Annotated in this window: 12 protein-coding genes; 9 read left to right on the top strand and 3 right to left on the bottom strand. The window is 64.8% G+C overall.

The features are described 5' to 3' along the window. Positions 1-6 precede the first annotated feature (6 nt). Genes HYH08_RS33940 through HYH08_RS33925 form a run of 4 tightly spaced genes read left to right on the top strand, consistent with a single transcriptional unit; the run spans position 7 to position 3,635 of the window. The gene (locus tag HYH08_RS33940; protein WP_220014173.1) at positions 7-1,035 is read left to right on the top strand and encodes a branched-chain amino acid ABC transporter permease; all 1,029 of its coding nucleotides are present in this window, start codon (positions 7-9) and stop codon (positions 1,033-1,035) included. Then, a complete protein-coding gene (locus HYH08_RS33935; RefSeq protein ID WP_220014172.1) occupies positions 1,032-1,787 on the top strand; it encodes an ABC transporter ATP-binding protein in 756 nt (251 codons plus the stop codon). The genes HYH08_RS33940 and HYH08_RS33935 overlap by 4 nt, the downstream gene beginning before the upstream one ends. Beyond that, positions 1,780-2,496, top strand: coding sequence for an ABC transporter ATP-binding protein (locus tag HYH08_RS33930; RefSeq protein WP_220014171.1), 717 nt, complete (start codon positions 1,780-1,782; stop codon positions 2,494-2,496). The genes HYH08_RS33935 and HYH08_RS33930 overlap by 8 nt, the downstream gene beginning before the upstream one ends. Before the next feature lie 20 nt (positions 2,497-2,516). After that, positions 2,517-3,635 carry a cobalamin-independent methionine synthase II family protein gene (locus HYH08_RS33925; RefSeq protein ID WP_220014170.1) on the top strand — a complete coding sequence of 373 codons (1,119 nt, stop codon included), beginning with the start codon at positions 2,517-2,519 and terminating at the stop codon, positions 3,633-3,635. Between the two features lie 220 nt (positions 3,636-3,855). On the opposite strand, the gene HYH08_RS33920 is transcribed toward HYH08_RS33925, so the two are convergent. Continuing rightward, positions 3,856-5,568 carry a caspase family protein gene (locus HYH08_RS33920; RefSeq protein ID WP_220014169.1) on the bottom strand — a complete coding sequence of 571 codons (1,713 nt, stop codon included), beginning with the start codon at positions 5,566-5,568 and terminating at the stop codon, positions 3,856-3,858. A 172-nt stretch (positions 5,569-5,740) separates the two neighbouring features. On the opposite strand from HYH08_RS33920, the gene HYH08_RS33915 reads away from it, so the two are divergent. The 4 genes from HYH08_RS33915 to HYH08_RS33900 all read left to right on the top strand — a co-directional run bounded on the left by HYH08_RS33915 (position 5,741) and on the right by HYH08_RS33900 (position 11,516). Further along, positions 5,741-7,093, top strand: a complete 1,353-nt coding sequence (locus tag HYH08_RS33915) for a hypothetical protein (RefSeq protein WP_220014206.1) — start codon at positions 5,741-5,743, stop codon at positions 7,091-7,093. 63 nt (positions 7,094-7,156) lie between these two features. Beyond that, on the top strand, positions 7,157-8,353 hold the full coding sequence (gene metK, locus HYH08_RS33910; protein WP_220014168.1) for a methionine adenosyltransferase: 1,197 nt from the start codon (positions 7,157-7,159) through the stop codon (positions 8,351-8,353). 121 nt (positions 8,354-8,474) lie between these two features. After that, complete coding sequence (gene ahcY / locus HYH08_RS33905) at positions 8,475-9,896, top strand: adenosylhomocysteinase (protein WP_220014167.1); 1,422 nt, start codon at positions 8,475-8,477, stop codon at positions 9,894-9,896. A 159-nt stretch (positions 9,897-10,055) separates the two neighbouring features. After that, positions 10,056-11,516 carry a flavin-containing monooxygenase gene (locus HYH08_RS33900; protein WP_220014166.1) on the top strand — a complete coding sequence of 487 codons (1,461 nt, stop codon included), beginning with the start codon at positions 10,056-10,058 and terminating at the stop codon, positions 11,514-11,516. Positions 11,517-11,534: 18 nt separating this feature from the next. Here the strand turns inward: HYH08_RS33900 and HYH08_RS33895 are convergent, their stop codons facing one another. Further along, a complete protein-coding gene (locus HYH08_RS33895) occupies positions 11,535-12,764 on the bottom strand; it encodes a YbfB/YjiJ family MFS transporter (RefSeq protein ID WP_220014165.1) in 1,230 nt (409 codons plus the stop codon). Positions 12,765-12,802: 38 nt separating this feature from the next. Beyond that, a complete protein-coding gene (locus HYH08_RS33890) occupies positions 12,803-13,513 on the bottom strand; it encodes an SDR family NAD(P)-dependent oxidoreductase (protein WP_220014164.1) in 711 nt (236 codons plus the stop codon). 209 nt (positions 13,514-13,722) lie between these two features. Here HYH08_RS33890 and HYH08_RS33885 point away from each other — a divergent pair, with 209 nt between their 5' ends. After that, positions 13,723-14,646 carry a LysR family transcriptional regulator gene (locus HYH08_RS33885; RefSeq protein WP_220014163.1) on the top strand — a complete coding sequence of 308 codons (924 nt, stop codon included), beginning with the start codon at positions 13,723-13,725 and terminating at the stop codon, positions 14,644-14,646. Positions 14,647-14,780: the final 134 nt, after the last annotated feature.

Below are 14,780 nucleotides of genomic sequence, written 5' to 3'. Positions count from 1 at the left end.
TTGCCGATGAGCGCTGCTTCCGACGTCGGTCATTCCGCTCAGCGCCAGGCGCGCTGGCATTATGGCGAAGTTGCCTTCTGGCTCATCGTGCTGGCCTGCGGCTTCGCATTTCCTTCGCGCTACCTGATCATGACCGACATTCTGCGGCTGGCGCTGTTCGCGATGTCGCTCGATCTGATCCTCGGCTATGCCGGCATCGTCTCGCTCGGCCACGCCGCCTTCTTCGGCGTCGGCGCCTATGCCGCGGGATTGCTGGCGCTGCACGGGATCGTCAACGAGCCCGTGCTGGCGCTGATCGTCGCCGGGCTCGCCGCGATGGTGCTGGGCTTTGCCACCAGCTTCCTGGTGATCCGCGGCGTCGACCTCACCCGGCTGATGGTGACGCTCGGCATCGCGTTGCTCTTGGAAGCGCTCGCCGAACGCTTCTCCAACATCACCGGCGGCACCGACGGCCTGCAAGGCATCGAGATGCAGCCGATCTTCGGCGAGATCCCGTTCGACATGTTCGGCAAGGCCGGGTTCTTCTATTCGCTCGCCGTGCTGTTCCTGCTGTTCCTGCTCGCCCGCCGCATCGTGCACTCGCCGTTCGGCCTGTCGCTGCGCGCGATCAAGAACAATCCGCTGCGCGCGGCCGCGATCGGCATCCCCGTCAACCGCCGCCTGATCGCGATCTACACGCTCGCGGCGTTCTATGCCGGCATCGCCGGCGCGCTGTTCACCCAGACCACGGCGATCGCCTCGCTCGACGTGTTCGCCTTCGAGCGCTCGGCCGACCTGATGCTCGTGCTGGTCATCGGGGGTACCGGTTATCTCTATGGTGGCCTGATCGGCGCGGTGATCTTCCGCATGCTCCAGGAGTTATTCTCCACCATCACCCCGCAATACTGGCAGTTCTGGATCGGCCTCGTGCTGGTCGTGATCGTGCTGGTCGGCCGCCAGCGCCTGCATCGCTGGGTGCTCTACGTGCCGAACCTGGTCGTCAAGCAGGTCGCGGGTCGCAAGGCTGTCGTCGCCGTGCCGGAGAGCGACGCATGACCATCGTGCTCGAAACCCGGAACCTCGAAAAGCAGTTCGGCGGCTTGCGCGTCACGCGCGATCTCTCCCTCAGAATCGAGCAGGGCGCCCGTCATGCGTTGATCGGCCCGAACGGCGCCGGCAAGACCACGGTCATCAACCAGCTCACCGGCGTGCTCAAGCCGAACTCCGGGCGCATCCTGCTCGAAGGCCAGGACATCACCGATCTGCCCGTGCACAAGCGCGTGCTGCGCGGCCTGTCGCGCACGTTCCAGATCAACCAGCTCTATCCGGACCTGACCCCACTCGAGACAATCGGCCTTGCGGTGTCCGAGCGCCTCGGCCACGGCGGCGACTGGTGGCGGCGCATGGGCACGCGTAGCGACGTCAACGGCGAGATCGCTGATCTGCTGACGCACTTCCATCTGCTCGACGTCATGAACGAACAGACCGTGACGCTGCCTTACGGCAAGCAGCGCCTGCTCGAGATCGCGGTGGCGATCGCGGCCAAGCCGCGCGTGCTGCTGCTGGATGAACCCGCGGCTGGCGTGCCTGAGAGCGAGCGCCATGACATTCTCGCTGTGGTGGGCGCGCTGCCGCGCGACGTCACGGTGCTGCTGATCGAGCACGACATGGATCTCGTCTTCTCCTTTGCCGACCGCATCTCGGTGCTGGTCTCTGGCGCGCTCTTGACCGAAGGGCCGCCCGAGCAAGTCGCGCGCGATCCGCAGGTCAAGGCGGTCTATCTCGGCGAGGAGGCGGTCAATGTCTGACCTGCTCGCGATCGACCAGCTCCGCGCCGGCTATGGCGAGGCCGTGGTGCTGCCGAAGATGAGCCTGTCCCTCGCCGAGGGCCAGGTGCTGGCGCTGCTCGGCCGCAACGGGACCGGCAAGACCACGCTGATCAACTCCATCGTCGGCGTCACCCGGCGATTCTCCGGTACCGTCGCGCTCGCCGGCACTGACATTACCGCCTTGCGGCCGGATCAGCGGGCCCGCGCCGGCATCGGCTGGGTGCCGCAGGAGCGCAACATCTTCCGCTCGCTCACGGTGGAGGAGAACATGACCGCGGTGGCCCAGCCCGGTCCCTGGACGGTCGAGAAGGTCTACGAGATGTTCCCGCGGCTGAAGGAGCGACGGAGCAATTTCGGCAACCAGCTCTCCGGCGGCGAGCAGCAGATGCTCGCGATCGGCCGCGCGCTGACTCTCAATCCGAAGGTCCTGTTGTTGGATGAGCCGACCGAGGGCCTCGCCCCCATCATCGTCGAGGAGCTCTTGAAGGCGATCGGGACCATCACCCGGGCCGGCGGCATCTGCTCCATCATCGTCGAGCAGAACGCGCAAAAGATTCTGGGGCTCGCCGACCGCGTTGTGATATTGGAGCGCGGAACGATCGTCCACGACGCTCCGAGCGCCGCACTGAAAGCCGACCCGTCTGTCCTGGAGCGCCACCTCGGCGTCGCCGGGGCGGCGGCCCACTAAAATTTCCAGGGAGTCAGAAAATGCAGCGAACCAAAGCCCCCTTCCGCGCCGACGAGGTCGGCAGCCTCCTGCGTCCGGCCAAGATCAAGGAGGCCCGCAGCCGTCTCGAGAAGGGCGAGATCTCGGCCGACGATCTGCGCAAGATCGAGGACATGGAGATCGAGAAGGTCGTGCACAAGCAGGCCTCGATCGGCCTGAAGCTCGCGACCGACGGCGAATTCCGCCGCTCCTGGTGGCATTTCGACTTCCTGGCAAAGCTGACCGGCTGCGAGCTGTTCCACCCCGACGCCGGCATCCAGTTCGCGGGCGTGCAGACCCGTCACGACGCGGTGCGGGTGATCGACAAGCTCGACTTCCCCGATGATCACCCGATGCTGGAGCATTTCCGCTTCCTGAAGAAGGTCGCCGACCAGGCCCACGTCACCGCCAAGATGACGATCCCCTCGCCAGCGGTGCTGCACTTCCGCGGCGGCCGCAAGTCGATCTCCAAGGACGTCTATCCCGATCTCGACGCGTTCTACGAGGACCTCGGCAAGACGTACCGCAAGGCCGTCAAGGCGTTCTACGACGCCGGCTGCCGCTACCTCCAGTTCGACGACACGGTGTGGGCTTATCTCTGCTCGCCGGACGAGCTGCAGAAGGCCCGCGAGCGCGGCGACAATCCCGAAGGTCTGCAGCAGATCTACGCCCGCATCATCAACTACGCGCTGGCCGAGAAGCCTGCCGACATGGTGGTGACGACGCATGTCTGCCGCGGCAATTTCCGTTCGACCTGGATCTCGTCGGGCGGCTACGAGCCGGTGGCGGAGACCATGCTGGCCGGCACCAATTACGACGGCTACTTCCTCGAATACGACTCTGACCGCGCCGGCGGCTTCGAGCCGCTGCGCTTCCTGCCCAAGGGCAACAAGGTCGTCGTGGTCGGCGTCATCACCTCGAAGTTCGGCGAGCTCGAGAAGAAGGACGACATCAAGCGCCGTCTGGAGGAAGCCTCCAAGTTCGCTCCGCTCGAGCAGCTCGCGCTGTCGCCGCAATGCGGCTTTGCCTCGACCGAAGAGGGCAACATCCTTTCCGAGGAAGAGCAGTGGGCCAAGCTGAGCCTTGCGGTTGAGATCGCGAAGGAAGTGTGGGGCCAATAGGCCCCACTGGCTCCGCTGTCATTCCCCGCGACCCGGCTACGCCAAGGCTTCGCCGAGGTTTGATCTGGGCGCGCCGAAGCTTTAGCGCAGGCGGCAAGCGGGGAATCCAGTACGCCGCGGCCATCGATTAAATCACAAACGTCTCTGGAATACTGGATCGCCCGGTCAGAGCCGGGCGATGACACCGGTGTTGGGGGCACATCATCCCGCATCACCGCCCTCACTTCTCCGCCAGATAGACCTCACCCAGCAGCGATGAGTTCGACCACGGCACCTGCTTGTTCTTCGTGGTCGAGACCACTTCCGCCCGTACCCGTGTCAGCATCTGCTGCACCTCCAGCCCGGGCGTGCCGATATGGCGGGAAAGGGCGGCGGAGAACGGTGAGTTCGCGCCTTCGCCGTCGAGCGCGACCTGGCCCGGCGCGGTGGCGAAAGCAATCAGCGTGCCCGCGCCCAGCGTCGCACCGGCGCCCAGGCTCGTCGGCGCCGCGAGGCCCGAGGCGCCTTCGATGCCGCGATTCACGCCCACGGACGCGACCTGCTGCGCCATCGGATTGTTGCGGCAAGCATCGAAGATCAAAATGTTGGTGCGGACCTGGTCGTCGAGGCCGGCCATGATCGTGTCCATGTCGATCATCGCCTCGGTCATGCCCGTGCCCGGCTTGAGCTCGACGTCGACCGGAATGAGATAGTTGCGGCCGTCGACCTGCACGCCATGCCCGGCGTAATAGACCACGGCGACTTGCGCCCGCGCCGCCTCGCGCAGGAAGCCGCGCGTCATCTTCTGCATCGCGGCGCGGTCGAGATCGACACCCTCCGACACCGTGAAGCCGATGTCGCGCAGGCTCTTGGCGACCGCGCGCGCATCGTTGGGCGGATTGGGCAGCGCCTTCACATGCGCATAGGCGCCGTTGCCGATGATCAGCGCCATCCGCGTGCCGCGGGCAGCCGGAGCAGGCGAGGGCGCGGCACCGGTCTGCTGCGGAGCGGGAGTTGTCGCCGGCTGCGCTGCGGGCGAGGGCGCATCGCGCGGGATCGGCGCGGCTGCATCCGTGACCAGCGACAGCCGCACCTTTGCGGTCGCCTGGTTGGCCTTGCTGCCGGCATCGGACGCCACGATCGCCAGCGTCGCGTTGTAGTCGTCGCGGGCGCGGGCATAGTCGCCCTTCGCTTCATAGGCGAGTGCGCGATGGGTATAGCCCGAGATCAGCACGCTGTTGGGCGGCGTCATGATGTTGACGGCCGGCTTGTCCTTGGCGAGCCGGATCGCCTCGCTGCCATCGGCAATGGCGCGATCGAGATCGCCCTTGGCCCGCCAGATCGAGGTGCGGTTGATCAGCGGCTGCGGCAGCGTCGGGTCGAGCCGGATGGCCTGATTGATGTCGGCGAGCGCACCGTCGAGATCGCCGAGTGCCTCTTTCGAGATGCCGCGGTTCTGGAACGAGAACGCCGATCTCGGATCTGACTTGATCGCAGCGTCATAGTCGGCGATCGCCTTGGCATAGTCGTGCTTGCCGCGCCAGGCATTGCCGCGATTGTGGAAGATGATGCCACTGGGAGGGCCGAGCTTCAGCGCATCGTCGAAATCCGCAATCGCAATGTCGTAGTCCCCCTTGTCGTAATAGGCCGATCCCCTGAGGTTATAGACGGCCTGGCTCGGCTGCAGCCGGATCGCCTCGGTGGCGTCAGCGATGACGCTGGCGTAGTCGCCCTTCTTGTTCCAGGCGACGGCGCGCCAGAAATAGACGGTGGCAAGCTGCCCGCCCTTGAACACCTTCAGCGCGATGATCTTGCTGCAGGCGTCGACCATCTGGTCCGCCGGCGTGGTCTCGGTGGTGCAGAGCGGCCCGAGCTGGTTGCGCGCCTGCGCGAGGGCGGGTGCCGACCAGAGCGCGGGGGTGAGCAGGCAGAGCGCGACGAGCAGGCGGCGCATGGCGGTCGTCCGGTTGGAGGAGAAGCGCTTGTTTGTTGCCCGGCAGGGCCATGGGGTTCACCCGTCCCCCGGTGCGAACACTGCGGTGGACGGGATTTGGCCCCTATTTCCCCAGTGGGCAGAATTTGGTAAGAGGCAATCCCCAACTATTCTGCCCACCGCCTTCCCACTCATGAAAAACGACGAAATCCTGAGCCAAATCACCGAGTTCTGCCGCAAGGCGGGCATGGCGGAATCGACCTTCGGCCGGCGTGCGGTGAATGATGGGAAGCTGGTGCAGCGTCTGCGCGAGGGCAAGCGCATCACCATCGATACGCTGGAGCGGATCCAGGCCTATATCGCGGCATCGACGACCGGCCTGCCGCCGCCGCGGGGGCTTCAGGTGCCGCCCGAAAAGCGCGATCCCCGCGGCAATTTCCGTTTCTTCGAGAACCGGCAGAAATACCTGCTGTTCGTCCACACCTGCAGCGAGAAGCGGGTGATTGCGGACCGGGTGGCGCTGGAGCTTTCCGCCATCCATCCGCGTCCGCCGGCGCTGCGCATCTTCGACGCCGGCGTCGGCGATGGCACGGTGCTGGCACGCGTGCTGCGCGCTACGCACCAGCGCTATCCGCACATGCCGTTCTACGTGGCCGGCAAGGAGCTCAGCCTCGAGGATTTGCGCCTGACGCTGGAGAAGGTGCCGGACCGCATTTTCGAACATCCGGCTTCGGTGTTCGTCTTCACCAACATGTTCTATTCGGAGGCGCCCTGGCTGACCCCGGCCTCGCCTGCCGCGGCTGCGGCCACCGTCTGGCACGAGGTTCCACTGCGGGGCGGCTCATCGGGCGAGTTTGAAGCCCAGATTGCCGAGCTGCGGCCGTTCCTGGAGCAGAACTGGCGTGCGGCGATCAGCCCGCGCACGGCCATGCCGCTCTATGAACGCCCCGTCGTCCTGGTGCTCTATCGCGAGGACCACAGGTTTTTGCTGGATTCGACCATTCCGCGGCCGGGCCAGACCGAGGCCAATTTCGACCTTGTCATCGCCTCCCAGCCGTACCGGGCGCTATCCTCGGTCAATTTCCGGGCAAAACGGATTATCGCGCCGCTGGCGCGGGCGCTCCGGCCGGGGGGACGGCTGATCGGAATCCACTCCCACGGCCAGGATCCGGGCATGGAAATGATCCAGGCGATCTGGCCCGGAGAAAATCCTTTCTCGGTCAGCCGTCATGAGCTATTGCGCGCCGTGAAGTACGAGCTTGGGTCGTTGGGCCGTGACTTAAATTTTAATGCATACGCTGATAACCGCTCGATCTTCAGGTATGATATGGAAGCGCTGCCCAACGAGGTCACCGGCTCCATCGGGACCTCGACGGCCTTTGCAGCGTGGAATGCGGCGGTGTATGTCGCTCAGATCGAGGACGACCGGTTGGCAGATATGACTCAAAACGGCCGTACTCTGGACGCCGCCAGGGACGTGCTCCGAAAATACAACGGGCTCTGGTTTCTAGACGAATCCTACGTCATCTCGCGACGGCGTGATTGACATCATCCATCGCTCAACATCGCAAACAAACCGCCGTCGAGTGGCGGAACAAGGGGTTACTTGATGCGCGCGTCCTATCTCTTCACCAGCGAGTCCGTGTCCGAGGGCCATCCGGACAAGGTGTGCGACCGGATCTCCGACGAAATCGTCGATCTGTTCTACCGCGAGGGGCCGAAAGCCGGCATTGACCCGTGGCAGATCCGTGCCGCCTGCGAAACGCTCGCGACCACCAACAAGGTGGTGATCGCCGGCGAGACCCGCGGGCCGAAGTCGGTCACCAACGAGCAGATCGAGAGCGTCGTGCGCGCCGCGATCAAGGACATCGGCTACGAGCAGGAAGGCTTCCACTGGCAGAAGGCCGACATCGAGATCCTGCTGCATCCGCAGTCGGCCGACATCGCGCAGGGCGTCGACGCGCTCCAGCCGGGTGAAGTGAAGGAAGAAGGCGCGGGCGACCAGGGCATCATGTTCGGTTACGCCACCAACGAGACGCCCGATCTGATGCCGGCGCCGATCTTCTACGCCCACAAGATCCTCCGCCTGATCTCCGAAGCCCGCCACTCCGGCAAGGAAAAGGTGCTGGGTCCGGACTCCAAGAGCCAGGTCACCGTGCAGTACGAGAACGGCAAGCCGGTCGGCGTGCGCGAGATCGTGGTGTCGCACCAGCATCTGATCGAGGACATCTCGTCCAAGCAGATCCGCGACATCGTCGAGCCCTATGTGCGCGAGGCATTGCCGAAGGACTGGATCACGCCGAAGACCATCTGGCACATCAACCCGACCGGCAAGTTCTTCATCGGCGGTCCCGACGGCGATTCCGGCCTGACCGGCCGCAAGATCATCGTCGATACCTATGGTGGTGCGGCCCCGCATGGCGGCGGCGCGTTCTCCGGCAAGGACCCGACCAAGGTTGACCGCTCGGCCGCTTATGCTGCGCGCTACGTCGCCAAGAACATCGTCGCGGCCGGTCTTGCCGATCGCTGCACGCTGCAGCTCGCGTATGCCATTGGTGTGGCGCGTCCGCTGTCGATCTACATCGACACCCACGGCACCGGTAAGGTGCCGGAGGATCAGCTCGAGAACGCCGCAGCCAAGGCGATGGATCTCACGCCGCGCGGCATCCGCACCCATCTCGATCTCAATCGCCCGATCTACGCGCGCACCTCGGCCTACGGCCATTTCGGCCGCACGCCCGACAACGAGGGCGGCTTCTCCTGGGAGAAGACCGATCTCGTCGAGCAACTGAAGCGCGCGCTCTGATTTTTGTGCGTCATTCCGGGTTCGCATGCGAACCCGGAATCCTTGAAATCCACTCGTCGCGATTCCGGGGCGCCTCTTCGAGGCGTGCCGGAATGCCCGTTCAACAACAGGACACTCGCAAATGAACGCGAAGCCCGGCTTCACCGATTACATCGTCAAGGATATTTCGCTCGCCGATTTCGGCCGCAAGGAGCTCTCGCTCGCCGAGACCGAGATGCCCGGCCTGATGGCCACCCGCGAGGAGTACGGCCCGAAGCAGCCGCTGAAGGGCGCCCGCATCGCCGGCTCCCTCCACATGACGATCCAGACCGGCGTGTTGATCGAGACGCTCGCCGCACTCGGCGCCGACATCCGCTGGGTCTCCTGCAACATCTATTCGACGCAGGACCACGCCGCTGCCGCGATCGCGGCCGCCGGCATTCCCGTCTTCGCTGTCAAGGGCGAGACGCTGAAGGATTACTGGGATTACACCGCAAAGCTGTTCGACTGGCACGGCGGCGGTCACCCGAACATGATCCTCGATGACGGCGGTGACGCCACCATGTACGTCCATCTCGGCCTGCGCGCCGAGAACGGCGACACCGCGTTCCTCGACAAGCCCGGTTCCGAAGAAGAGGAAGTGTTCTTTGCGCTCCTGAAGAAGCAGCTCAAGGAAAAGCCGAAGGGCTACTTCGCAGGCATTGCCGCCAGCATCAAGGGCGTCTCGGAAGAGACTACCACGGGCGTGCATCGTCTCTACGAGATGCAGAAGGCCGGCAAGCTGCTGTGGCCCGCGATCAACGTCAACGACAGCGTCACGAAGTCGAAGTTCGACAACCTCTATGGCTGTCGTGAATCGTTGGTCGACGGCATTCGCCGCGGCACCGACGTGATGATGTCGGGCAAGACCGCGATGGTCGCGGGCTTCGGCGACGTGGGCAAGGGCTCGGCGGCCTCGCTGCGCCAGGCCGGCTGCCGCGTGATGGTGTCGGAAGTCGATCCGATCTGCGCGCTGCAGGCCGCGATGGAAGGCTACGAGGTCACGACGATGGAAGACGCCGCCCCGCGCGCCGACATCTTCGTCACCGCGACCGGCAACAAGGACATCATCACAATCGAGCACATGCGCGCGATGAAGGATCGCGCCATCGTCTGCAACATCGGCCATTTCGACAATGAGATCCAGATCGCGGGTCTGCGTAACCTGAAGTGGACCAATATCAAGCCGCAGGTCGACGAGATCGAATTCCCCGACAAGCACCGCATCATCCTGCTGTCGGAAGGCCGTCTCGTGAACCTCGGCAACGCGATGGGCCACCCGTCCTTCGTGATGTCGGCCTCCTTCACCAACCAGACGCTGGCGCAGATCGAGCTGTTCGCCAACAACAAGGACGGCAAGTACAAGAAGGAAGTCTACGTGCTGCCCAAGACCCTCGACGAGAAGGTCGCCCGCCTGCACCTCGCCAAGATCGGCGTCAAGCTCACCGAGCTCCGCAAGGACCAGGCCGATTATATCGGCGTGAAGCAGGAAGGCCCGTACAAGTCGGATCATTACCGGTACTGATCCGACGACCCTTCGATCTTCGATACGAAGCCCCGGCGCAATCCGGGGCTTCGTTGTTTCGGCGCGTGGAATTCAACTCGCTTTGCGGTTGCAGCACGGCTGATTGCCAATTGACGGCTTGCTGCGCCGGGCGGACAATCCTCCCCGGCGGAGGAAACCATGCAACAAGAACATTTCGACGTGCTGATCGTCGGTGCCGGTCTGTCCGGTATCGGGGCGGGCTATCATCTGCAGAGCAAGTGCCCCGGCAAGAGTTACATCATCCTGGAGGGGCGTGACTGCATCGGCGGGACGTGGGACCTGTTTCGCTATCCCGGCATCCGCTCCGACAGCGACATGTTCACGCTCGGTTACTCCTTCAAGCCGTGGACCGATCCAAAGGCGATCGCAGACGGGCCGCAGATCCTGAACTATGTGCGCGAGACGGCGGCCGAGAACGGCATCGACAAGCACATCCGCTTCCGCCACCGCGTCAAGCGTGCGGCGTGGTCGACGCCGGAGGCGCGCTGGACTGTCGAGGTCGAGCGTATCACGGGTGAGGGCGCGAGCGAGCCGGTGCGCTTTACCTGCAATTTCCTCTTCATGTGCCCGGGCTATTACAAATACGAGGCGGGCTACACGCCGGAGTTCAAGGGTAAGGCGGAGTTTGGCGGCCGCATCGTGCATCCGCAGAAATGGACCGAGGACATCGACTACGCCGGCAAGCGCGTCATTGTGATCGGCTCGGGCGCGACCGCGGTGACGCTGGTGCCGGAGCTCGCCAAAAAGGCCGCGCAGGTGACGATGCTGCAACGCTCGCCGACCTATGTGGTGTCGCGCCCGGCACAGGACCCCGTCGCCAACAAATTGCGCCGCAATTTACCGACGCGGCTTGCCTATCACCTGATCCGCTGGCGCAACGTGATGTGGGGGATGTTCTTCTTCCAGCTGAGCCGGCGGCGGCCGCACAAGATGAAGAATCTGATCCTCGCCGGCGTGCGTATGGCGCTCGGGCCGGACTACGATGTCGCGACCCATTTTACCCCGCGCTACAATCCCTGGGATCAGCGGCTCTGCCTCGTGCCGGATGGCGATCTCTTCAAGGCAATCCGGGACAAGCGTGCCACTGTCGTCACCAACGAGATCGACACTTTTACCCGGGACGGCATCCGCCTCAAGGACGGCAGCGAGCTTACGGCAGACATCATCGTTACCGCGACGGGGCTCGTGCTCCAGGTCGTCGGCGGCCTCGAGATCAGCGTTGACGGCCGTGCGGTCGATTTCGCCAAGACGCTGACCTACAAGGGCATGATGTATGCGGACGTGCCGAACATGGCCTCTGCCTTCGGCTACACCAATGCGTCCTGGACGCTGAAATGCGATCTCACCTGCGAATATGTCTGCCGTCTCATCAATTACATGGACCGGCACAATTTCCGCCAATGCATGCCGCACAATGATGACTCCGAGATCACTGCGCAGCCCTCGCTCGATTTCACCTCGGGCTACGTCCAGCGCTCGGTCGCAAAAATGCCGAAACAAGGCTCGAAGCGGCCGTGGCGGCTATATCAGAACTACGCGCTCGACATCGTCTCCCTGCGCTTCGGCCGGATCGACGACGGCGTGATGCAGTATTCCTGATCACGCCGCCGCCTGCGGTCAGGCCTTGCGCGTGGTGAGCGCGAGGCCAAGGTCGATCGCCAGCGCCAGCACCACGGCGCCGCCCCCAAGTGCGAACAGGACCGGATAGTCGCCGCCGGTCTGCGCGTAGATCCAGGAGAAACCGTAGGCGGCTGCGGCTTGGAACACCGCAAAGCTGGTGGTGGCGTGGCTCCATGTCGCGCGCTGCTGCTCGGTCGAATGCGGCACGAGCTCGTGGATGCGTCCGAGCACCAGCGGCACGATTCCGGGCGTGAAGCCGCCGGCCACGACGCTCGACACGATGAGCGAGAGCGGTGCCGTGCTGACGGTCGGCAGCAGGACGGCAGCCGCCTCGATCAGGAACGCCGCGCGCAAGGCCGGACCAAAGCCCGAGCGGTCACCGAGATGGCCGGTGACGAGCGGCCCGACGATGGCGCCGAGGCCGTACAGCACCCAATAGCGGGAGCCCGCGGCAATACCCTGGCCGAGGCCGCGCGCAACGAAGTCGACAATGAAGACCATGTGCGGCGCCAGGGCCACCGCATTGAGGCCGTATTGGACCAGCAGCGCGCGGGCAGCCGGCGAGGCGCTACGGTGTTTCGCGTGATGCGACGACGTGGCATCAGCCCTGGCCTCCGCGGGCCAGTTCCACCAGCTTGCAAGCGTCAGAACGGCCGAGAGCACGCCAAGGCCATACCAGCTCTGCTGCAGGCCTTGCTGCAACAGCAGCGGCACCAGCGTACCCGATGCGGCGACGCCGAGGCCGACGCCCGCAAAGATCACGCCGCCGACGATGCCGCGACGCGCGGCCGAAACGTGCGGCAGAATGACGGAGGCCGCGAGCACCATGATGATGCCGCCGGTTAGTCCCGAGAGAAAGCGCCAGGCGAAGAACCAGGCGAACGACAGCGGCGTCGAGCTCGAAAAGAAGGAGAGGGTGGCGAGCAGCATCATCGCCCGCAGCGCACGGACTGCACCGATGCGCGACGCAGTTGCCCGTGCCGCGAGCGCGCCGGCGAGATAGCCGGCAAGGTTGGCCGCGCCGAGATAGACGACGTCGGATGCGCTGAACCACTTTGCGGCAATCAGGGCTGGGATCAGCGGCGTGTAAGAAAAGCGGGCGAGGCCAAGTCCGACCAGCGACGCTGACAGGCCCGCCACCGCATATCGCCAGGTCGCCTCCGATCTCGATCCCGGCTGCTTTTGCAGCCGGGTCTCGACATGTTGCTTCATGTTTGCGTTGGTCATGCCATCCTCCTGCGCGCGAGGGCGCGGATCACCTCAGCTCAATGGCCGGCGCTCTGGCCGCCGTCGACATGAAGGATCTCGCCGGTGACGAAGGAGGCGCTCTCCAGATAGAGCACAGCATCGACGATGTCGGACATTTCGCCCATATGGCCGACCGGATGCAGTCCGCCGAGCTGGGCGTGCGTCGCGACCGGGTGCATCGGCGACTTGATGATGCCGGGCGAGACCGCGTTCACGCGGATGCCGCGCTTGGCGTATTCGATCGCGAGCGACTTGGTCGCGGCATTCAGCCCGCCCTTGCTCAACGAGGCCAGCACCGAAGGCACGTTCGAATTGGCCTGATCCACCAGCGTGGTCGTGATCTGGACGACGTGCCCCGAGCGCTGCTTCTCCATCTCGGCGATGGCGAGCTGCGTGATGTTGAAGAAGCCCGCGACGTTGGTACCCATCACCGCGGCGTAGTCTTCCGCGGTGTATTGTGTGAACGGCTTGGCGACGAAGATGCCGGCATTGTTGACCAGCGTGTCGATACGGCCGAAGCGGGCGATGGCTTGCGCGACGACCCGTTCGGCCGTGGCCCGCTCGGCGATGTCGCCGGGAACGGCGAGGACGTCGTCATCGCCCGAGGGCTTGATGGAACGTGCGGTGGCGACGACGCGATAATTGCGGTCGCGAAAGCCCTGGACCAGGGCGGCACCGATGCCCTGCGATGCTCCGGTGATGATGGCGACTTTCTGCTCGATACCCATGACGGGCTCCTGTTGTTGGCTTTCAAACCAGCGCTGGCGGCGGCTGGCTTGCGTGGTGAGGTACGCCGCCGCGGCCCGGCTGCGAAGACACGTTGTCCGGCAGACACTGTTACGCGGCGTGATCGAATGCCGGATCGGCGTCCGGAGGCGGTTGTCGCGGCGAGGGTGAACGCCTAGCCTGTCACGGGAATTTGACGGGGCGGGGAGGCATGGATCGTCTGGATGCGATGAATGTGTTCGTCCTGGCGGTGGACGAGGGGAGCTTGGCTGCCGCCGGCCGCAAACTCGGTCGCTCGCCCGCAGCGGTCAGTCGTGCCATCGCCTTCCTGGAGGAAAGGGTCGGCACCGAGCTGCTGCACCGGACCACCCGCTCGATCAAGCTCAGCGAGGAGGGCGAGCGCTATGTCGCGATCTGCCGCCGCGTACTCGCCGAGCTGGAAGAGGCCGAGGACATCGCGGCCGGACCGCGCACCGCACCCCGCGGTCTGCTCACGATCACTGCGCCTGTGGTCTCGGGCGAGATGGTGCTGCGGCCGATTCTCGATGCCTTTCTCGACGCCTATCCGACCGTCTCGGCAAAGCTCCTGCTGTTCGATCGCGCGGTCAATCTGATCGAGGAGGGCGTCGATGTCGCGCTCCGCATCGGACCGCTGGCGGATTCAGCGATGGTGGCGATGCGGGTCGGAGAGATCAGCCGGGTCGTAGTGGCCGCGCCACATTATCTGAAGCAGCATCCGCGCATCACCGAGCCCGGCGATCTTGCAAAACACCAGATCGTGGCGATGGCGCATCTGCCCAATTCCTGGACATTCGCGCCGCAGGCCGGCTCGTCAGCGGCACGGACGGTACAGTTCACGCCGCGCCTCGTCGTCAACAGCACCTATGCGGCGGTGGCCTCCGCAGTCGCCGGGCGCGGTGTGGCGCGGATGTATTCGTACCAGGTGGCCGAACAGGTCGCGCGCGGCGAGCTCGAGATCGTGCTGGCGGACGATGCGGATCCGGAGATGCCGGCCCATCTGATCTGCCCGCAAGGGCGGCTCTCGGTGCCCAAGGTCCGGGCATTCACCGACTTTGCCGTGCCCCGGCTGAAGAAGCAGTTCGCGCTGCTCAAGAAGAGCGTCGGCGCGCGCTGAGCTGCTTCGCGCCTTCGCAATGCGTTGTTTTGCGTATACGGGCAGCCGGCTGAATCGGCCATCCTGTCGGAACGGTTAACGCGGGATTAACCGCTGAGTCCTAGCCTGTCTCGGCCGGGGTTACTCGCAAGGCC

The sequence above is a fragment of the Bradyrhizobium sp. BR 10289 genome (genome assembly GCF_019455385.1).
Lineage (GTDB): Bacteria > Pseudomonadota > Alphaproteobacteria > Rhizobiales > Xanthobacteraceae > Bradyrhizobium.
Note: the sequence above shows the minus strand (reverse complement) of the source record. Positions and strands in the feature narration are given on the sequence as shown.